The organism is Actinopolymorpha alba DSM 45243, from assembly GCF_000373925.1.
GTDB lineage: Bacteria > Actinomycetota > Actinomycetes > Propionibacteriales > Actinopolymorphaceae > Actinopolymorpha > Actinopolymorpha alba.
The window spans coordinates 389,822-410,069 of sequence record NZ_KB892707.1 but is presented as its reverse complement, the minus strand read 5'-3'; the positions used below and the strand labels follow the sequence as shown (position 1 = coordinate 410,069).

The following is a 20,248-nucleotide window of genomic DNA, read 5'->3' as shown; positions in this document are numbered from 1 at the left end:
CACTGAGAGGGACTCCTTCTCGGGCCGACCACGCTCGTAGCCTGGAGGTATGGCCGACGACAGGGAGATCCGCGCCCGGATCCGCGATTTCCTGGTGACGCGTCGCTCCCGCGTGACTCCCGGTGACGTCGGCATCCCTGGGCACGATCCGCGGCGCCGAGTGAAGGGCCTGCGCCGCGAGGAGGTCGCCCTGCTGGCGGGCATCAGCGTCGAGTACTACACGCGCCTGGAGCGTGGCGACGCGGCAGGTGCGTCGCCGTCGGTCATCAATGCCGTCGCGCGGGTGCTGCGCCTCGACGACGTCGAGCGTGAGCACCTGGGCCGGCTGTTCCTGGCCTCGAGCGAGGGCGGCACACCTGTGCGGATCGTGCGGGACGCGCGGCCGCAGGTGCAGTACCTGCTGGACGCGCTCGGTGACGTGCCGGCGTTCGCACTGAACAAACGCCTGGACATCGTCGCCGCCAACCTGGTCGGCCGGGCCCTGTACGCACCGATGTACGACGACACCCGCGACCCGGTGAACGCCGCCTGGTTCCATTTCCGGAACGAGGCCGCGGCCCGTGCGCTGTGGGTCGACTGGAGTTCCGTCGCCGACAACATCGCCGCGATCCTGCGCACAGAGCTCGGCGTGCAGCCGCACGATCACGACCTCGCCGACCTCATCGAGGATCTGCTCGACAATGACGAGTTCGCCACCCGGTGGGCGTCGCAGAATGTGCACCGCCACTCGAGTGGGATCAAACCGGTCGACCACCCGGTCGTAGGCCGCATGGACCTGCCGTACGAGAGCCTGTGTCTGGCTGCCGACCCGGACCTGTCGATCCTGGTCTACAACCCCGAGCCCGGCTCGCCCGCCTACGACTCACTGAAACTTCTGGCGCTCTGGGCGCGCGACGACGCGAACGACCAGCACGCACAGTGGCGCACAGCTCATAACGCGTAAGCGGGATCTTCGGGAACGGGCCGCGGTGATCGGCCGTGCGCTCGGCCCTGCTCGCCTCCGGCGATGAGTCTTGTCCCTCGCGGCGTGACGCGCTTGGGGGTCACTAAGCGTGACTCCCAACCATGCGAACCCGCCCCTAGCGTGGAGTGCGCGGGGACGAAAACGCATGACAGTAAAGGGAGAAATATGCAGGCCGCAGTCATTCATGGTGACCGGGACGTTCGCCTCGAGAACGTCCCGGATCCCGTCCTGGCGACCGACGGACCGGCCATCGGGCTGGATGCGATCGTCCGCGTCGTCGCCTCCTGCGTCTGTGGGTCGGACCTGTGGCCCTACCGCGGCATCGACAAGGTGGAGGCGCCCCGGCGCATCGGACATGAGTTCGTCGGCGTCGTCGAGGAGGTCGGCGCGAACGTCGAGAACGTTCGGGTCGGCGACTTCGTGATCGCGCCGTTCCACATCTGCGACGACACCTGCATCAACTGCCGTAACGGCTGGAGCGTCCACTGCCTCCACGGCGGGTTCTGGGGCAGCGACCCCCAAACCGGAGGCTCCGCGGACGCCGGCCAGGGCGAGCGCGTACGCGTCCCGCTCGCCGACGGCACGCTCGTCGTCGTCCCCGGACAGCCCGACCCCGCACTCATCCCGGGCCTGCTGACGTTGTCCGACGTCATGCCCACCGGCCACCACGCCGCCGTTTCCGGCGGTGTGAGCAAGGACTCAACGGTCGCCGTGGTCGGTGACGGCGCGGTCGGACTCTGCGCCGTCATCGCGGCCAAACGTCTCGGGGCAGCGCGCATCGTCGCCATGTCGCGCCACACCAACCGGCAGGAACTCGCATGCCAGTTCGGCGCGACCGACATCGTCCCCGAGCGCGGCGACGCGGGCATCGCCACGCTCAAGGAGATGTTCGACGGAATCGGCCCGGACGTCGTTCTCGAATGCGTCGGAACGAAGGAGTCGATGGACCAGGCGCTGCGCTCGGCGCGGCCCGGCGGCCAGGTCGGCTTCGTCGGCGTGCCCTACGGCGGCCCCCTGGAGATCGGCACGATGTTCAGCTCCAACGTCGGGGTGCGCGGCGGCGTCGCGCCCGTCCGCAGCTACCTCGACGAACTCCTGCCCGACGTCCTGGACAGCACCATCCAGCCGGGGCGTGTGTTCGATGCGGAGATGCGCCTTTCCGACATCGCCGCCGCTTACGTCGCCATGGACGAGCGCCGCGCGATCAAGGTGCTTCTCCGCCCGTAGCGCCGGACCGGATCGAAGGGCAACCTGTCCGGTTTGCCCTGGACGTTATCCACCTGTGGATGATCACCGCGGCAGGTTGCCCGATCGGCCCTACGGTCGGCGAGGTGATCGACACCGACCTCAACTCGACGCTTACCGTTCCAATCGACGCCCCAAGGAGGCACGATGACGGTCATGAGCTTGTACGACGTCTGGCCCCGCGACCGGCCGCTGACCGTCGACGACCTCGAACGCCTGCCCGACGACGGCTACCGATACGAACTCGTCGACGGGGTGCTTGAGGTGTCCCCGGCCGCATTCCCTGAGCACGACCTCTTCGCGTTCCGGCTTGGCTGGCTACTCGAGTTCTACAACCCGGACGACCTCGCCGTCGCGGCACCGCTCGGGCTCACCATGGCCGAGGACCACCACCGCATACCCGACGTCGGCGTCGTGCGCTCTGAATGGTTCGAGCGGCGCGAACACATCGGCCAACCACCGTTGCTTGTCGTCGAGGTTGCCTCCACCAGCACCCGCAAGAAGGACCGGACGACGAAGAAGCGGGAGTACGCGGAGTTCGGGATCCCGTCGTACTGGATCGGCATCCCCGACGACGACCGCCCCAGCCTGACCGCCTTCGAGCTGATCGACGGGCATTATGAGCAAACCGCCTTCGCCGCCGGCGATGAGGTCTTCAAGGTCGACCGCCCCTACCCCTTCACCGTCGTACCACGACTCCTCACCGAACCCGGCAACGCCTGGAAGACAAACCTCTCCCAGATGTGAAGCCCGGCGCCGCGAGGCCCTTCCTCAGCTGACCGCCGCGAGGGCCTCTTCGAGCGTGAAGGCCCCGGAGTACAACGCGGTCCCGACGATCGCCCCCTCGACACCGACTTGCACCATCTCCGCGATCGCCCGCAGGTCGTCCAGACTCGACACGCCTCCCGACGCGATGACCGGCCGGTCGGTCGCGGCGCACACCGAACGCAGCAGCTCGACGTTCGGGCCCTGGAGCATGCCGTCCTTGTTCACGTCGGTCACGACGTATCTCGCGCAGCCTTCCGCGTCGAGACGGGCAAGCGTTTCGTAGAGGTCCCCGCCCTCCCGGGTCCAGCCGCGCGCGGCCAGCGTCCGCCCCCGCACGTCCAGCCCGACCGCCACCCGATCGGCGTACGCAGCGATCGCCTTCGCGCACCATTCGGGGTTCTCCAGGGCCGCCGTGCCGAGGTTGACCCGGGCGCAGCCGGTGCTCATCGCCCAGCGCAGCGCGTCATCGTCACGCAGGCCGCCTGACAACTCGACCTTGACATCGAGTTGCCCAATGATCTCAGCGAGTAGGGCGCGGTTGTCGCCACGACCGAACGCGGCGTCGAGATCGACGAGATGGATCCACTCGGCGCCCGCACGCTGCCAGGCCAGGGCCGCCTCCAGCGGGCTGCCGTACTGCCCACCCGAACCATCCCGCCCCTGCACCAGCTGGACCGCCTGACCACCGACGATGTCCACGGCGGGGAGGAGGACAAGCTTCTGGCCACTCGCGTTACTCATGGCCGTGAGGCTACCGGCGACTCCGGGCTCACTCCGACCAGGCTCCCCGAGCCGGGCACCCCGGCGAGATGATCAGCGGAGCGTCGCGACCCAGTTGGCGAGGATCTGCGCACCCGCGTCGCCAGACTTCTCGGGGTGGAACTGCGTCGCCCAGAGCGGGCCGTTCTCGACCGCCGACACGAACCGATCACCGTCGTACGGCGTCCAGGTCACGATGGGCTGGCGGAACTTCCCGGTCGCGTGCAGCTCCCAGTCGCGCACGGCGTAGGAGTGGACGAAGTAGAAGCGCTGGTCCTCCACACCGGCGAACAGCTTCGAGCCCTCCGGGACCTCCACGAGGTTCCATCCCATGTGCGGGACGATCGGCGCCTTCAACCGCTCGACCGTCCCCGGCCATTCACCGCACCCCTCGGTCTCGACACCGTGCTCCACCCCGCGTTCGAACAGGATCTGCATCCCGACGCAGATGCCCAGCACGGGCCGACCGCCGGCCAGCCGCCGCCCGATCAACTGGTGACCCGACACCCCACGCAGCCCAGCCATGCACGCGGCGAACGCACCCACGCCCGGCACCACGAGCCCGTCCGCCTCGAACGCCGCCTCGTAGTCGGCGGTCACCTCGACGTCAGCACCCACGCGGGCCAGCGCGCGCTCGGCGGACCGCAGGTTGCCCGACCCATAGTCGAGGACAACCACCCTCGCCCCGCTCATGCCTTACTCCATCCCCTCAAGGCTTCGCCTCCTGCAGCCCGAACCACAGGAAGATCGCGGCTAGTACGGCGAAGATCAACGACACCCAGATCGGCCGCTTCTGTTGCCTGGTCGCGATCACGCCACCCACGAGCAACCCCGCCAGCGCGAAATAGACGTACGTCACTACAGCGCCCCCTTGGTACTCGGAACGCCGGTCTCGCGGACGTCCAGCGCCACGGCGTCCCGCAAGGCCCGGGCCAGCGCCTTGAACTGCGCCTCGACGATGTGGTGCGGGTCGCGGCCCGCGAGCACCCGGACATGCAGGCAGATCGCCGCGTGGAACGCCAGCGTCTCCAGCACGTGCCGGGTCAGTGAGCCGGTGTAGTGCCCGCCGATCATGGCGTACGCCTGCCCTTCCGGCTCTCCGGTGTGCACGCAGTACGGCCGCCCGGCGACGTCGACCACCACCTGCACGAGGGATTCGTCCAGCGGCACCGTCGCGTCGGCGAACCGCCGGATGCCCCGCTTGTCACCCAACGCCTGCCGGAACGCCTGGCCCAGAACGATCGCGGTGTCCTCGACCGTGTGGTGCACATCAACGTCAACGTCGCCTTGCGCCCGGACCGTGAGGTCGAACAACCCGTGCCGGCCGAGCTGGTCGAGCATGTGGTCGTAGAAGGGTACGCCGGTCGAGACGTCGACCCGTCCGCTTCCGTCGAGGTCCAGCTCGACGATGACCTTGCTCTCCTTGGTCTCCCGCTCGATCCGGGCCGTTCGGGTCCGGCGAACCCCAGCATCCGTCCGGTCAGTCACAGTGCCAGCACCTCCTGCAGGGCGTTACGGAACGCCGCCATCTCCTCCGCCGACCCGATCGACACCCGCAGCCAGCCATCCGGCCCGGTCTCGCGGATCAGCACCCCACGGTCCAGCAGCCCCTGCCACACCACGTGCCGGTCGTCGAACGTACCGAACAACGCGAAGTTCGCATCGGTGTCAGCCACCCGCAGCCCGCACTCCCGGAGCCACGCGACCGTCTCGTCCCGGCGACGCCGCAGCTCGTCGACTCGTGCGAGGAGCCCATCGGCGTGCCGGAGCGCCGCGCGGGCAACCGCCTGCGTGAGGGCCGACAGGTGGTACGGCAGCCGCACGATGCGCAGAGCGTCCACGATCGCCGCGTCCGCCGCGAGATAGCCGAGCCGGCCACCCGCGAACGCGAACGCCTTCGACATCGTGCGGGTCACGATCAGCCGTGGGTACCGCGGCAGCAGGGTGAGCGCGCTCGGCGTGCCCGAGCGGCGGAACTCCGCGTACGCCTCGTCGACCACCACCACACCGGGCGCCACGTCGCAGATCGACTCCACGACATCGAGCGGCAACGCGGTGCCCGTCGGGTTGTTGGGTGAGGCGAGCAGGACCACCGACGGCTGGTGCGAACGGATCAGCTCCAGCGCGTGCTCGCGGTCGAGCGTGAAGTCTTCGGCCCGCCGCCCGACCACCCAGGTCGTGCAGCTGTCCCGGGCGTACTCCGGATACATGGAGTACGTCGGCGCGAACGACAGCGCCAGCCGGCCGGGACCGCCGAACGCCTGCAGGATCTGCAGCATTACCTCATTGGACCCGTTGGCGGCCCACACCTGCGCGGAGGTGAGTGCGTGACCGAGGTAGCTCGCGAGATCGGCGCGGAGCCCCAGCGCCTCCCGGTCGGGATAGCGGTTGAGCCCCCGGGCCGCCTCGGCGACCGAGGCCGCGATGTCGGCGATGACGTCCTCCGACGGCGGGAAGGGGTTCTCGTTGACGTTCAGCAGCACGGGTACGTCAAGCTGCGGCGCGCCGTACGGCACCTCGCCTCGCAGGTCGTCCCGCAGCGGCAGATCGTCGAGAGTCTGACCCATCAGATCACCTTGACCATTCCGACAAGGGCCTCCGTGACCGGCGGGGTGCCGGCGACCAGGACGCTGATCCCGGTCTCGGTCGTCACCCACTGGCAGGCGCCGCCTGCCGCCTCCACGAGGGCGATGCCGGCGGCGACGTCCCACAGGTTGACGCCGAACCCCAGGTAACCCTCCTGGACACCGAGCGCGACCGACAGGAGCTCGCATGCCGACGAACCGGTCCGGCGATAATCGCGTGCCTGGTGCATCAGGTCGCCGAGGAACGCGTGCACCCGGACCTTGTGGTCGAGCACGCTCGGGAGCCCGATGCCCACGAGAGAGTCGGCCAGATCCACCGCGGCCGAGACCTTCGGGGTCGAGTCACGGGCGATGGCCTCCGATCCACCGGCGGCCGCCCACTCGCCGTCGGAGGGGCGGACGATCGCACCGGCGACGATCCGCCCGTGCAGCTCCACACCGACCGAAACCGCGTAGTCCCGGCGGCCGTGAACGAAGTTCATCGTTCCGTCCAATGGGTCAACCAGCCACCGGACGCCGCTGTCGCCGGCGTGCACGCCCGACTCCTCTGCGAGTACGGCGTCGCGGGGTCGGGTCGCCGCGACCAACCGCAGGATCGCGGTCTCCGCCGCCTTGTCGGCGGTGGTCACGAAGTCCGCGGGATGCGCCTTGGTCTCGACCCGCAGGGCACCCCCACGGAGTTCGCGCAGGATCGCGTGCGACCCCGCCTGCGCGGCGGCCAGGGCAAGGTCGCGCAGGACCCCGTTGGCAGCGGCGGGGTCCTGCGGTTGGTCGGAGTCGTTGATCGGTGTGGTCATGAAAGGTTCGCTCCGTTCGGTCGGCTCACGCGGAGCCTGCGCTGTGCCGGCTTGCGGCCCTCACCCATGAGGGCCTCCCCCGCTGCCGCGCGGATCCTCCGCCCACTACCCTCGTCGAACCCGGGGGTTCGCGGGCAGTCAGGCATACCCGCCGGGCCGGTCGTCGAACCGCGCCCGCACCGCCGCGCCGTGGGCGGGCAGGTCTTCGGCATCCGCCAGCGCGACGACATGCTCCGCCACGTCGCGAAGCGCCTGCTGGTCGTAGTCGATGACGTGGACGGCCTTGAGGTAGCTGCGTACGGACAAACCGGAGGAATGGCAGGCACAACCACCCGTCGGGAGGACGTGGTTGGAGCCCGCGCAGTAGTCACCGAGCGACACTGGCGCCCACGGGCCGATGAAGATCGCGCCCGCGTTGCGGACCCGGGCAGCCCAGCGCTGGGCGTCGACCGTGTGGATCTCCAGGTGCTCAGCCGCGTAGGCGTTGACCACCGCGAGCCCCTGGTCAAGGTCGTCGACCAGGACGATGCCCGACTGCTCGCCAGCGAGCGCCTCGCTGATCCGCTGCGTGTGCTTGGTCGCCGGGACCTGCGCCTCCAGCTCGCGTTCGACCGCCGCGGCCAACTCCACGCTTGGGGTGACGAGCACGCTCGCCGCCATCGGATCGTGCTCGGCCTGGCTGATCAGGTCGGCCGCGACGTACGCCGGATCGGCGGTGTCATCGGCCAGGACCGCGATCTCGGTGGGACCCGCCTCGGCGTCGATGCCGACGATGCCCTTGACCAGCCGCTTCGCCGCGACCGTGGTGATTCGTCCGGGGCCCGCGATGAAATCCACCGGGCGGCACTCGCCGGCACCGTAGGCGAACATCGCGATCGCGCCCGCCCCGCCGACGGCGTAGACCTCCTCCACCCCGAGCAGCGCGCACACCGCCAGGACGGTGGGGTGGGGAAGGCCGCCGTGCTCCTTCTGCGGTGAGGACGCGAGCGCGATGGACTCGACGCCCGCGACCTGGGCGGGAACGACGTCCATGACCACACTCGAGGCGAGCGGTGTGACACCGCCCGGGATGTAGACGCCAACCCGTTCATAAGGGATCAACCGCTGGGTGACCCGACCGCCGGGCACCACCTCGGCCACGACGTCGGACTCGCGTTCGGCCTCGCTCACGGCACGGAGGCGCCGGATCGACTCCTCGAACGCCACCCGCACCTGTGGATCCAGCTGCCGGAGCGCGTCCGCGAGCGCCTCTTGCGGCACCCGCACATCCGTGAGCTCCACACCGTCCCACCGGGCGGCGTACTCGCGTAACGCCTCGACCCCGCGATGGCGCACGTCCTCGAGGGTCGGGCGTACGGCGTCGAGGGCGGCCTCGACGTCGAGCGCGGCACGCGGGACAAGAGCGCGATAGTCGGGAACCTCACCGCTGGCGAGGCGTCCCCGCAGGTCGATTCGGCGGATCACGCCACCGAGTCTAGGAGCGACCGGCGACCGCGGCGCATCCAGGCCGCGCCTCGGGTGCCCTGACACTGCGAAGCGTGAGGCGTCACGAGGCGACGTCACCCCACGACGACCGAGTGGTCGCAGGTGCCGGTCATCTCAGCATCCGGGCCGTTAGGTGTACGCGAGCCGGGACGTCACGCGGCAAGTTGTCACCATGCAGGGCACATTGAGCATGCTTCGTGAGGACCTGCCGCGTCAGGTCGAGCCCGTCTCAAATGGCCTACACCCAACCGTTTCGGATGCCGAGAAAGTCAGGGCAACCCCGGAGCCTCATTCAAAACCCGTTTACGCCGACAGGTCGCGGCATCGTGAAAGCAGCGGGAGGCGACTTGACGGAAGCATGACCAAGATCATTTCGGGGTAGTGGCCCACGTTCCGCGCTGAGCGTGGGCCACTTCCCCGAAATGATCTTGATCATGGTCCGGTTCCCGCTCAATCAGATCCAGCAACCTCTCCGACGCCAGAGGTTTTGAATAAGCCACCTGGGTCGTCATAGGTATCTCGGTCTCTTAGCCGAGATACCTATGACAACCCGGCAAGGAGGTAAAACCTCACGGCTGCGGCACGGCTATTCCGGATCGTCGGAACGGTGGGCGATTCGGCCGCCGCCAGCGGCGAGCAACCGGAACCGGGACCGTTGATCAACTCCGCCGGAGCGGCGGACCATGATCGTGAAGGATTGTCGTCGTTATATGACCAAAATCCTTCACGATCCTCGAAGGCGCAGCCTCATGTCTCAACATCCAGACAGCCCGCGCTCCACTCGAGATCATTTCGGAGAAGTGGCCCACGCTCCGCGCGAAAGGTGGGCCACTTCCCCGAAATGATCTTGGAGGGGCCACGATGCCGCGCGGTCTGGCGCGGTGCGAGGGCCTTTTGAATAACCCTCAAGCTCAAGGGGCCCTGTCCCATATCGCGGGCAGACCTGCAGACGCTTCGCGTCGAACCTCGCGTGGACGCCCAGCTCCCCAAGTCGACTTCCCGCCGGCTCATCAGAAGCGGTAGAGCTGCCAATGATCATGAACATGCCTTCGGGCAGGCGAGCTTGGACAGAGCAAGCCTCACCCGCCGGGCGTACCTCGATCCCTGAGAGGATCAGGAAGGTTCAGTCGACGTACGTCAGTTCGTCTGGCGCAAGCAGCGAGCGGACATCTCCAGCCCGGCTGTGTTGCTCCGGCGGCGAGGAAGCGACAGATGGCGAAGAAGCGAGCTCCGCAGGGCACACCGGCCGTGGTCGCCCTCCAGCGTGCGAGCGTCAACCACACCTTGCATCCCTACGACCACGACAGTGGAGCGGGCGGGGCGGGCCGCGGCTATGGCGTCGAAGCAGCCGAGGCCCTTGGCATCGCACCCGAGAGGATCTTCAAGACGCTGCTCGCCGAGGTCGACGGTCAACTCGCCGTCGCGGTGGTGCCGGTGAGTTCGACGCTCGACCTCAAGGCGTTTGCCGCCGCGCTCGGGAGCAAGCGCGCCCAGATGGCGGACCCGGCCGCCGCCGAGCGGGCCACGGGATACGTCGTGGGAGGGATCAGCCCGCTCGCTCAGCGCCGCCGCCTGCGGACCGTCATCGACGACAGCGCCCAGACCCTCGCCAGCGTGTATGTGTCGGCCGGGCGGCGTGGACTGCAGGTGGAGCTGGCCCCCGCAGACCTGGTGGCCCTCTGCGACGCCGTGGTGGCCAAGATTTCTACGTCATAAGAGGTCGCGCGGTTAAGGGCTGAGCCGGTATGCGACTGGCGCCGCCCGGCGCGGGCTCCCCGCGATCTCTGAGTAGAACGTGAAGACTGCGGGGGCCTAGGGCACCCCGCAGTCTTCACGATCTTGGTCGCAGTCGAGGACAAGCCGCAGCAGCAGCCGGCCCGACTCTAGGTTGCTCAGTTGACGAGCAGCCGCAGGGTGAAGGTGCCACCCTCCTCGGTGGAGCTGCCGGACAGACCAACGGCTCGGAGCGGCTGCAGATTGGCGCGCTGATCGGCCGGGGCCTTTTCGAGATAGAACTTCTCGAGCTTGTCGAGATCGACGAAGAGTCCGACCTGTGCCTTCTCGGCGTCGGGGACGGCGGTCTTGAACGTTTCGCTGCCGCCCAGGCCGCCACCCTTGACGAGTTCGTCGGCGTACGACTGTGCCGTCGCGATGGCCACCGAGTCGGACCCCTCCGCCTTCCCGAGTTGGATCGGCGCCCCTGTCGCGGCGACGAGCTGGTCGAGCTTGGGGAGCAGAGCCTTCGCCTTCGCCATGTCAGTGGTAGAGCGCAGGCCGATCTGCGGCAGCGGCGGCATGCCGTTGGATCCGCCCTGCCCCTGGAGGCTCTCCGCGAGTCCCCGCTCGTCGACGGCAAGCGTCAGCTCGTCGCCGAGCAGCGTCACCAGGTCGTCGGGCAGCTTGATCCCGAACTGCTGCTCGGCGGCGCGCATGAACGACTCGACCTGGGCACCACCAGTCGCCTGCAGTGCCTTCTGGACGTCGGGCCAGGCCTGCTGGAAGGCAGGTCCGGCGCCGGCGACAGACAGTGCCGCGACCGTGCTGCTGGGCAGCTGCCCGAGCTTGATGCCGGACTTCTCGAGCGTGGGAACCTTCGTGCCGATCGCCTGCGCGGACAACTCCACGTAGCTGCTCTCGAAGCTCAGCGCGCCGACCACTCGACCGGTGGTCTGGCCAGCTCCGACCGGGAGCTTCGCGTCCGCGCCGGTGCGCTCGGCCAGCTTGCCCGCGTCGATCCAGAACGAGAGGACACCCTGCTTGTCGAGGGCACCCATGTCGGTCTTGAACTGCTCGTTGTTGGCGAGCGGCTTCTCCTTGGCGCTGGTCGCGTAGCCATCGGCCTGCGCCTGGGTGTCGGCGATGATCAGGTAGCCGTCGGTGAAGGCGAACCCGGTCTTGTCGTCCTTGGGGCGTAGCTTCTCGATCCCCGCCTTGGCCTTGTCCTGGTCCTTCACCTCGACGGCCGCGACGGACGTGGTCTCCTTGCCGTCGGTGCCGGGAACGACCGCGACTCCGAGCCGGTCGCCAAGCCAGGGCTCGATGTCGGTGGAGTAGTCGACATCCTTGAGATCATCATCCTCGGACTTGATCGCCTCGAAGAGGGACTTGCGGAGGTCGTCGCCTTCACCGAGCCGCTTGGCCGCGTCTGGGAACTTCCGGGCGAACTGCAGGACCGCCAGCTTCTGCTGAGCCGACGGGTTGAGGTCGATTCGGATATAGGCCAGCGCGTTGTCAGGAAGGATCTGATCGGGCTGCGAACCACCGCTGCGCAAACTCGTGAACGCCCACGCGCCGCCACCGACAACGACGACCAGGACCGCGGCCAGCGCGACGATTGCCCAGCGTGGGAAGCCCCGGCGCTTCGGCTCGGGGTCAAAGGGTCCGGGTCCCTGCGGACCCGACGCTCCCGGCGTCCAGGGGCCTCCGGAGGCCGGACCGCCCTGACCCGGTCCGCCAAACTGCCCGGGACCACCCTGTGCGGGCCCGCCAAACTGGCCTGGCCCGCCCTGGCCCGGGCCTCCGAACTGTCCGGCGCCCGGCTGACCACTGGGCGCAGGACCCTGCCCTGGATACGGCGATCCGGCGTAGCCGGGTTGAGCTCCCTGCGCGCCGTAGGGCGGCTGACCTGGCTGCATCGGCCCACGTGGGCCGGCGGGTGGCGGTCCTTGAGGCGGGCCGCCGGCTGGACCCTGGCGAGGCCCGGACTGACCCCCGTGTGGCGGCGGGGAGCCAGGGCGGCCGGGCTCGTAGGGCGGACGATCTTGAGACAAGGGTGACACCCCCGAAACGCGAGTATGTGAACTGTCCGAAATTAGCGCACTGCTGACTCTTGACCCATATCTGGGCTGTTGGGCCTGTGGATAACCGGTGACGCAGATGACTCCTCACCCGCCCATCCGAGCCAGGCGAGCGGGATGACGGGAGCGAGTGCTGCCAGAGGCCAGACGAGGAGTACGCCGAAGGCGTGCAACGTCAACGGCGTCGTGAGGGTATCGCCTGGCTGGGCGCGCGGATGCCAGGCCAACACGATCTCGCCGTTGGCCACCAGGTCGCCCACGACGAACGCCAGCACCGCCGCGAGGAGTGACCCGACGGTGAGCGCGAAGACCATGGAGATGCCCCGGCGAAGGTAGATCGTCCCCAGGACGGCACCGAGGACGACGCCCGTGCCCCCGGCGAGGATGGCGTACCACGCGTCCATCGCGACCAGCTTGCCTGCCTCGAGCTCGGTCGGCGGGAACGGTCCGATCTGCGTCATGACCATCTCGACCCGCGGTGCGAGGCGGGCCCAGGCGAAGCCGACCACCACGCCGGCAAGCGCCAGGACGCCCACGACGGTGGTGAACGCCAGCGCGCTTCCCGTACCACGACGACCGGGTGAGCTTCCGGAGCCGGACGGCATGCCAAAAGGATCTGAGGATGCCGGCGTCGGCGGATTCGCGGTCGTCATGGTCGGATGATCCTACGCACACACGGGATTCTGGAACCGGTGCCCCGGATCAGAACCTCCCCAGCACCTCAGCGACGCCCATCACCCACCCCGTCACCGGTACCACTCGTCGAGGGCAGTGGCGCCGCACGACTGGGTTAGGTACGTACGCAGCTAGGCCCGAGCAGAGCCTTGAGGTCACCCATGAGGGCGGTCGAGGGCGTGACCCGCCAGCGGTCCTCGAGTCGCATCACGAGGGTCTTGCCCTTCGAACGCAGGTGGAGGTGCACCTGCGTCATGCCCGGATGGGTCGCGAAGATCTCCTTGAGACGATCGACCACGGGTGGCGTACACCGCTCGCGGCCCAGCGAGATGGCGACCGGCCCGGTCTGCTGGTCGGCGGTGAGGTCGGGGACCGACAGCTCCATCGCCATCAGCTGGGGTACGTCGTCGCGCCGGTCGAGCCGCCCCTTGACCACCACCACGGCGTCCTCAACGAGTTGGAGCGCGGTGAGTTGGTAGGTCGACGGGAAGAACAGCACGTCAATGCCACCTTCGAGGTCTTCGAGGGTGACGATGGCCCACGGATCTCCCCGCTTGGTCATCTTGCGGGTGATTCCGGTGATGAGCCCGCCGACGGTGACGATCGTGCCGTCGGGGCGTTCCTCGTCGGTGAGCAACGAACCGATCGTGCAGTCGGACGCGTTGGCGAGCACGTGCTCGATCCCGAACAACGGGTGGTCGGAGACGTAGAGGCCGAGCATCTCGCGTTCGTGCGCGAGCAGGGTCTGCTTGTCCCATTCGCCGATGTCAGGGACCTGCGGCGACATGAGTGACTCGGACGTCGCGTCGTCACCATCCCCGAACCCGAACAACGAATCCTGGCCGATCGCCTCCTGGCGCTTCTGGTCGATGAAGTAGTCGACCGCGTCCTCGTGCCAGGCCACCAGCGCGCGACGGCGATGCCCGAGGGAGTCGAAGGAACCCGCCTTGGCCAGGGACTCGATGACCCGCTTGTTGCAGACGGACGCCGGGACCTTCGCCATGAAGTCGCTGGCGTCGGCGAACCGTCCCTTGGCCTCGCGGGCGGCGACGATCGCGTCGACGACGTTGGCGCCGACGTTGCGGATGGCTGTCAGGCCGAACCTGATGTCGGTGCCGACTGGTGTGAAGTCGGACGCGGACTCGTTGACGTCGGGCGGCAGCACCTTGATGCCCGAACGCCGGCAGGCGTTCAGGTAGATGGCCATCTTGTCCTTGTCGTCCTGCACCGACGTCAGGAGCGCGGCCATGTACTCGGCCGGGTAGTTGGCCTTGAGGTAGGCGGTCCAGTACGACACAAGGCCGTAAGCGGCGGTGTGCGCCTTGTTGAACGCGTAGTCGGAGAACGGGACGAGGATGTCCCACAGCGTCTTGACCGCCGCGTCGGAGTAGCCCCGGGACCGCATGCCCTCGCTGAAGGGCACGAACTCCTTGTCCAGGACCTCCTTCTTCTTCTTGCCCATCGCCTTGCGGAGCAGGTCGGCTTGGCCGAGCGAGTAGCCGGCGACCTTCTGGGCGAGCCGCTGCACCTGCTCCTGGTAGACGATCAACCCGTACGTCGGACCGAGGATCTCCTCGCAGGCCTCCTCCAGCTCGGGGTGGATAGGAGTGATCTCCTGCTGGCCGTTCTTCCGGAGCGCGTAGTTGGTGTGGGAGTTCGCACCCATCGGGCCAGGGCGGTAGAGCGCGCTGGCCGCGGAAATGTCCTCGAAGTTGTCCGGACGCATCAGCCGCAGCAGCGAACGCATCCCGGCGCCGTCCATCTGGAAGATGCCGAGCGTGTCACCGCGGCTAAGGAGCTCGTACGTCGGCGCGTCGTCCAGCGGGAGCTTGAGCAGGTCGATCTGCTCGCCGCGGCTCATCGCGATGTTGCGGACCGCGTCGTCCATGATGGTGAGGTTGCGCAGCCCGAGGAAGTCCATCTTCAACAGGCCGAGCGTCTCGCAGGTCGGGTAGTCGAACTGCGTGATCACCGCGCCGTCGGCCTCGCGCTTCATCAGCGGCACGTGGTCGGCCAGCGGCTCCGCCGACATGATCACGCCGGCCGCGTGCACGCCGGTCTGGCGGATCAGGCCCTCCAGGCCCTTCGCGGTGTCGATGACCTTCTTGACGTCGTGGTCCTGCTCGTAGAGCGCCCGGACCTCGCCCGCCTCGCTGTGCCGGGAGTGACTCGAGTCGAAGATCCCGGTGAGTGGGATGTCCTTGCCCATCACCGCCGGCGGCATCGCCTTGGTGATCTTGTCCCCGAGTGCGTACGGGTAGCCGAGGACGCGGGAGGAGTCCTTGATCGCGGCCTTCGCCTTGATCGTGCCGAAGGTCGCGATCTGGGCGACCTTGTCCTCGCCGTACTTCTCGGTGACGTAGCGGATGACCTCACCGCGCCGACGCTCGTCGAAGTCGATGTCGATGTCGGGCATCGAGACGCGTTCGGGGTTGAGGAACCGCTCGAACAGCAGGCCGTGCTGGAGCGGGTCGACGTCGGTGATGCCCAGTGCGTACGCCACCATGCTGCCCGCCGCCGAACCCCGGCCCGGACCCACCGCGATGCCGTTGTTCTTGGCCCACATGATGAAGTCCGCGACGACCAGGAAGTACGACGGGAACCCCATCTGCATGATGATCTTGAGCTCGAACTCCACCTGCTGGCGGTAGGTCTCGTCGTACCCCTCGGTGAACCGGCGGTCCATGCCCCGCCAGGTCTCCTCGCGCAGCCACGACTCCTCGGTGTGTCCCTCGGGAACGTCGAACCGCGGCATCAGGTTGCGGAACTCGAACATCCCGGTCGTGTCGACGCGCTCGGCGATCGCGAGGGTGGTGCGACAGCCCGCCTGCCAGGCGTCAGAGCTGTCGACCGCGCGCATCTCCTCGGCCGACTTCAGGTAGTAGCCCGAGCCCTCGAACTGGAACGTCGGAGCCGCGAGCGTGGACGCGGTCTGAACGCAGAGCAGCGCGGCGTGCGCCGTGGACTCGTGCTCGTAGGTGTAGTGGGAGTCGTTGGTGACGACGTACTGCAGGCCGAGCTCCCCCGCGACCTTCTCCAGCCCCGCCCGGGCCCGCTTGTCGATGTCGATGCCGTGGTCCATCAACTCGACGAAGAAGTTTTCCTGCCCGAAGATGTCGCGGAAGTCCGCGGCCGCGGCGAGGGCCTCGCGCTCGAGGCCGAGCCGGATCTTGGTCGAGACCTCACCCGAGGGGCAGCCGGTCGTCGCCATGAGGCCGTCGGAGTGTTCGGACAACAGCTCCCGGTCGATCCGGGGCTTACGGAAGAAGCCCTCCATCGACGCGCGGGTCTGCATCTTGAAGAGGTTGTGCAGCCCGGTGGCGTTGCGCGCCCAGATCGTCATGTGGGTGAACGCACCGGCGCCGGAAACGTCGTCGTTCTTCTGGTGTTGCTGCCCCCAGCGGACCGGCGCCTTGTGGAAGCGATTCTCCGGCGCGACGTACGCCTCGAGCCCGATGATCGGCGTGATGCCCGCCGCCTGCGCCTTGGTGAAGAAGTCGTAGGCGCCGTGCAGGTTGCCGTGGTCGGTGATCGCCACGGCCGGCATGCCGAGCCGCTGCGCCTCGGCGAACATGTCCTTCAGCTTCGCCGCCCCATCGAGCATGGAGTACTCGGTGTGGACATGCAGATGCACAAACGAATCGGACATGCTCTGGTGCGCCTCCTCTTCCGCCTACGCACAGGCGTTGGGGCGCCGGCCGCGGGAACGTGGCGGGCGCTCGACCTGGACCCCGACCTTCGGCACCGCCTGGCTCACCGGGGGTCGCAGCCACTGCGGATCAGACTCTAGGACCGCCCGCCGACAGCCCCAAGTCGCCCCGCCGAGACGATCGCCAGACCGTCCTGTTAGGGCAAGGTTCTCGTGCCCCGGCAGGGGTGCCGGCGCATCCCTCAGCCGCCGGCCGGCACGCCTTCCTCGGCCAGGTCAAGGCTCTCCTCGATCACCGCCAGCATGATCCGGCGCAGCCGTTCACTGCCCAATCGAGGGGCCTGGGCGGCCATCCGCTCGACGATCTCCGCCTCACGTCGCGGGTCGCGCCCGGCCTGCCCACTCACCGGCTTCAGTCGCTGGACCTGGCTGGTGAGGGCGGCGCGGTACTCCAGGAGCGCCGCCAGCACGGCGTCCACCTCGTCGATGGCCGCTCGACACTCCGGCACCGAGACCGGCGGAGCCTGCCGGATGAGCGCATCGATGGACGGATGGGCCAGGGTCGACTCAGACACCACAACTCCTCTTCTCGCGACGCCGGCTGGCGGTGTCGCGAGCGGCCGGCGTCTGACAGACACGGGATCGTGGAGGCAGTTGCCTCCGTCGCCGGCTCGGGGCGGGTGGGATCAGCGCGAACGACGTTCACACCGCCCGGCTCCCCGAGCCGGCCAGGTAAACGTGAAATAGCCGTTCCGCACGCGGCAACGGTAGGCGAGTGCGCGGTGGTCGTTCAACATCGCGAGACATGCGTCTCGCTTCATGGACACCTGTCCCGGATGGAGCACCGCTTGGCGGTGGGAGTTCCGTGCTCGTGCCTATGCCACGCGAGGCAGCGCACCTTCAGCGCTCACTGTCAGCCCTGGCCTTGTCGAGCGCAGAGGCGAGATCGTCGGCGTAGGCCGAGGTGAACTCCACCCACTCCCCCGTGTCCGGGTGTTCGAACCCGAGCCGGGCCGCGTGTAGCCACTGGCGGGTCAGCTCCAGTCGGGCCGCGAGCACCGGGTCGGCGCCGTAGGTGAGGTCACCGACGCACGGGTGCCGGATCGCGCTCATGTGCACCCGGATCTGGTGCGTGCGCCCGGTCTCCAACCGGATTTCGAGCAGGGACGCGTGCCGCAAAGCTTCCAGCGTCTCGTAATGAGTCACCGACGGCTTGCCGCCCGCGACGACCGCCCACTTGTAGTCGAGGGTGGGATGCCGCTCGATGGGTGCATCGACCGTTCCGCGCGACGGATCCGGGTGCCCCTGGACCATGGCGTGGTAGATCTTGTCGACCCGGCGTTCCTTGAAGGCCCGCTTCAGCAGGGAGTACGCCCGCTCCGACTTCGCCACGACCATGAGGCCGCTGGTGCCGACGTCGAGGCGGTGTACGACGCCCTGCCGCTCGGCCGCACCCGAGGTGGAGACACGAAACCCCGCCGCCGCGAGGTGCCCGACCACGGTCGGTCCCTGCCAACCAGGACTCGGATGCGCCGCCACACCCACCGGTTTGTCGACCACCACAAGGTCGGAGTCGTCGTGGACGATCCGCATACCTTCGACGCGGACCGGCGCCACCGGCTCCTGAGGGCGCGGCAGCTCGACCTCCAGCCACGAACCCGCGGAGACCCGCTCTGACTTGGGCGCGGCGGCGCCGTCGAGCAGGACCTGGCCGAGCTCGACGAGTTCGGCTGCCTTGGTACGGGACAACCCGAAGAGCCGGGCAAGCGCCGCGTCGAGGCGTTCGCCTTCCAGCCCTTCGGGAACGGGGAGGCTCCGACGGTCGCCGGTGGATGCGGAGGCGCTCACTCCGTCGTCTCCCGAGGCTGGCGATCCGTGGACGCTGCCTCGGCGGACGACGACTCAGAAGACCGCGACTCAGAAGACGGGGATCCGGAAGATGGGGATCCAGCGGTCGCCGATCCGGTGGCACCCGGCGGCGCGTCGGCGGCGGCCGAGCCCGTCGCCTCACCGGCCGCTCCGACCTCGGCAGGCTTACGCCCACGCGAGGGTTCCTCGATCGTGCCGTCCCAGCGCCGACCGCGCAGGGCCATCAGGATGATCAGGCCGGCCGCGACACAGATCGAGGTGTCGGCGAAGTTGAAGACCGGCCAGTTGGGCAGCTCCAGGAAGTCCACCACGTGGCCACGAAGGAAGCCCGGCTCCCGGAAGATCCGGTCGGAGAGATTGCCGAGCGCACCACCGAGGAGCAGCCCGAACGCCACCGCCCACGGCGTACTCCGCAACGTCCGGGAGAGTCGGAGCACGACCACAACCACTCCGAGGGCAACGAGTGAGAGGACGACTGTGTAGCCCTCGGCGATACCGAACGCGGCACCGGAGTTGCGGATCAGGCGGAGGGTCAGGAGTCCGCCGAGCAAGGGGATGGGACCGCGGTCGGGCAACTCCGCCATCGCGATGATCTTGGTCGTCACGTCGACGGCCAGGACGATGAGTGCCACCGCGGCGAAGAGGGCGATCCGGCGGGACCGGACGGGGTCGTGGGATTTGGCGTCGTTCAGTGACGCTCTTCCTTCTGTTTGCATGACACGCACAGTGTCGCACGAGGGAACGCGAGCAGCCGAGCCTTCCCGATCGGATGACCGCAACCCTCGCAGATGCCGTAAGTGCCGTGGGCGATCCGGTCCAGCGCGCGCTCGGTTTGAGTGAGCATGTCCCGCGTGTTGTTGGCGAGGGACATCTCGTGCTCGCGTTCGAACGTCTTCGAACCCGCGTCGGCCTGGTCGTCGCCGGCGCCCTCACCGCTGTCACGAAGGAGGTCGGCCAACTCGATGGTCGCGGACGCGAGTTCGGTACGCAGCCGTTCCGCGTCGCTTTCGAGCTCGCGACAGACTTCCTCGAGTTCCGCCGTGGACCAGGGCTCCTCGTCGTCGCGGACGACGAGCGCGGACGCCTGCTTGGCGAGGTCTCCCGCCGAAGTTTCGGGCGGCGAGGCCGGGACCGCGACGTCGTTCGCCGGGCCGGCGGTGGGAACGTCAGCTGCCGCGGTTTTCTCTGCCGGTTTCCCCGCCGGAGATTTCCGTGCCGACGCGTTCCTTGCCGGCCTCTTGTTTTCCGGCGCCTTGCTTTCCGGAACCTTCTCTTCCGGCGCCTTCTTTTCGGTTGCCGTCTTTTCCGGCAGGGCGTTCTTACCGCGCGCAGCTTTCTTTTCGGCCACCGCCTTTTCGCGCACGGCTTTCTTCACCGGCGCGGCTTTCTTCACCGGCGCGGCTTTCTTCACCGGCGCGGCCTTCTTCACCGGCGTCGATTTACGATCAGGTGTCGCCTTTTTTCGCTGCGTCGTCTTTTCCGCCGCCTTGCCGGTCGCCGCGTTCGTAGGAGGCGCGGTCTTGTTGGCTGCGGCCTTTCTGGTCACCGCGCGATCTGATGCGGCGCCTTTCCTCGTCAGCGGGGCGGCGCGTTTCGCCGCCGAGCCGTCCGCCGCCGCACGCGAACGCGTCACACGGCCAGTCTTCTCGGCCATA

Annotated in this window: 18 protein-coding genes; 4 read left to right on the top strand and 14 right to left on the bottom strand. The window is 68.3% G+C overall.

The genetic code is table 11. The features are described from left to right. Positions 1-49 precede the first annotated feature (49 nt). The 3 genes from B141_RS0101810 to B141_RS0101800 all read left to right on the top strand — a co-directional run bounded on the left by B141_RS0101810 (position 50) and on the right by B141_RS0101800 (position 2,956). Positions 50-943: a helix-turn-helix transcriptional regulator gene (locus B141_RS0101810; RefSeq protein ID WP_020573457.1), complete on the top strand. Its 894-nt coding sequence runs from the start codon at positions 50-52 to the stop codon at positions 941-943. A gap of 186 nt (positions 944-1,129) precedes the next feature. Continuing rightward, positions 1,130-2,191 carry a zinc-dependent alcohol dehydrogenase family protein gene (locus tag B141_RS0101805; RefSeq protein WP_020573456.1) on the top strand — a complete coding sequence of 354 codons (1,062 nt, stop codon included), beginning with the start codon at positions 1,130-1,132 and terminating at the stop codon, positions 2,189-2,191. A gap of 165 nt (positions 2,192-2,356) precedes the next feature. Further along, positions 2,357-2,956, top strand: coding sequence for a Uma2 family endonuclease (locus B141_RS0101800; protein ID WP_020573455.1), 600 nt, complete (start codon positions 2,357-2,359; stop codon positions 2,954-2,956). Positions 2,957-2,980: 24 nt separating this feature from the next. Here B141_RS0101800 and priA read toward each other — a convergent pair whose 3' ends face one another. The 7 genes from priA to hisD all read right to left on the bottom strand — a co-directional run bounded on the left by priA (position 2,981) and on the right by hisD (position 8,582). Beyond that, positions 2,981-3,718, bottom strand: coding sequence for a bifunctional 1-(5-phosphoribosyl)-5-((5-phosphoribosylamino)methylideneamino)imidazole-4-carboxamide isomerase/phosphoribosylanthranilate isomerase PriA (priA, locus tag B141_RS0101795; RefSeq protein WP_020573454.1), 738 nt, complete (start codon positions 3,716-3,718; stop codon positions 2,981-2,983). A 72-nt stretch (positions 3,719-3,790) separates the two neighbouring features. Beyond that, positions 3,791-4,429 carry an imidazole glycerol phosphate synthase subunit HisH gene (gene hisH / locus B141_RS0101790; RefSeq protein WP_020573453.1) on the bottom strand — a complete coding sequence of 213 codons (639 nt, stop codon included), beginning with the start codon at positions 4,427-4,429 and terminating at the stop codon, positions 3,791-3,793. Between the two features lie 16 nt (positions 4,430-4,445). Then, complete coding sequence (locus tag B141_RS50200) at positions 4,446-4,595, bottom strand: hypothetical protein (protein WP_020573452.1); 150 nt, start codon at positions 4,593-4,595, stop codon at positions 4,446-4,448. Beyond that, the gene (gene hisB / locus B141_RS0101780; RefSeq protein ID WP_020573451.1) at positions 4,595-5,224 is read right to left on the bottom strand and encodes an imidazoleglycerol-phosphate dehydratase HisB; all 630 of its coding nucleotides are present in this window, start codon (positions 5,222-5,224) and stop codon (positions 4,595-4,597) included. The genes B141_RS50200 and hisB overlap by 1 nt, the downstream gene beginning before the upstream one ends. Further along, positions 5,221-6,303, bottom strand: a complete 1,083-nt coding sequence (locus tag B141_RS0101775) for a histidinol-phosphate transaminase (protein ID WP_020573450.1) — start codon at positions 6,301-6,303, stop codon at positions 5,221-5,223. Before B141_RS0101775 ends, hisB begins: the two co-directional genes overlap by 4 nt. Beyond that, positions 6,303-7,118 (bottom strand): inositol monophosphatase family protein, encoded by an 816-nt coding sequence (locus tag B141_RS38465; RefSeq protein ID WP_020573449.1) that lies wholly within the window; start codon positions 7,116-7,118, stop codon positions 6,303-6,305. Before B141_RS38465 ends, B141_RS0101775 begins: the two co-directional genes overlap by 1 nt. Before the next feature lie 138 nt (positions 7,119-7,256). Then, the gene (gene hisD / locus B141_RS0101765; RefSeq protein WP_020573448.1) at positions 7,257-8,582 is read right to left on the bottom strand and encodes a histidinol dehydrogenase; all 1,326 of its coding nucleotides are present in this window, start codon (positions 8,580-8,582) and stop codon (positions 7,257-7,259) included. Between the two features lie 1,233 nt (positions 8,583-9,815). Between hisD and ybaK the strand changes: the two genes are divergently transcribed. Then, positions 9,816-10,319, top strand: coding sequence for a Cys-tRNA(Pro) deacylase (ybaK, locus tag B141_RS0101755; protein ID WP_020573447.1), 504 nt, complete (start codon positions 9,816-9,818; stop codon positions 10,317-10,319). A gap of 176 nt (positions 10,320-10,495) precedes the next feature. On the opposite strand, the gene B141_RS38460 is transcribed toward ybaK, so the two are convergent. The 7 genes from B141_RS38460 to B141_RS52510 form a co-directional block, all read right to left on the bottom strand. Then, positions 10,496-12,238: a DUF3352 domain-containing protein gene (locus B141_RS38460; protein ID WP_084678041.1), complete on the bottom strand. Its 1,743-nt coding sequence runs from the start codon at positions 12,236-12,238 to the stop codon at positions 10,496-10,498. 176 nt (positions 12,239-12,414) lie between these two features. Beyond that, positions 12,415-13,005, bottom strand: coding sequence for a hypothetical protein (locus tag B141_RS0101745; protein WP_020573446.1), 591 nt, complete (start codon positions 13,003-13,005; stop codon positions 12,415-12,417). A gap of 185 nt (positions 13,006-13,190) precedes the next feature. Then, entirely contained in the window at positions 13,191-16,724 is a 3,534-nt protein-coding gene (dnaE, locus tag B141_RS0101740) for a DNA polymerase III subunit alpha (protein WP_020573445.1), read from the bottom strand. 242 nt (positions 16,725-16,966) lie between these two features. Then, positions 16,967-17,299 carry a chorismate mutase gene (locus tag B141_RS0101735; protein ID WP_020573444.1) on the bottom strand — a complete coding sequence of 111 codons (333 nt, stop codon included), beginning with the start codon at positions 17,297-17,299 and terminating at the stop codon, positions 16,967-16,969. Positions 17,300-17,624: 325 nt separating this feature from the next. Beyond that, a complete protein-coding gene (locus tag B141_RS0101730; protein ID WP_020573443.1) occupies positions 17,625-18,572 on the bottom strand; it encodes an RluA family pseudouridine synthase in 948 nt (315 codons plus the stop codon). Continuing rightward, complete coding sequence (gene lspA, locus B141_RS38455) at positions 18,569-19,309, bottom strand: signal peptidase II (protein ID WP_084678040.1); 741 nt, start codon at positions 19,307-19,309, stop codon at positions 18,569-18,571. Before lspA ends, B141_RS0101730 begins: the two co-directional genes overlap by 4 nt. After that, positions 19,282-20,247 (bottom strand): TraR/DksA C4-type zinc finger protein, encoded by a 966-nt coding sequence (locus B141_RS52510; RefSeq protein ID WP_020573441.1) that lies wholly within the window; start codon positions 20,245-20,247, stop codon positions 19,282-19,284. The genes lspA and B141_RS52510 overlap by 28 nt, the downstream gene beginning before the upstream one ends. Position 20,248: the final 1 nt, after the last annotated feature.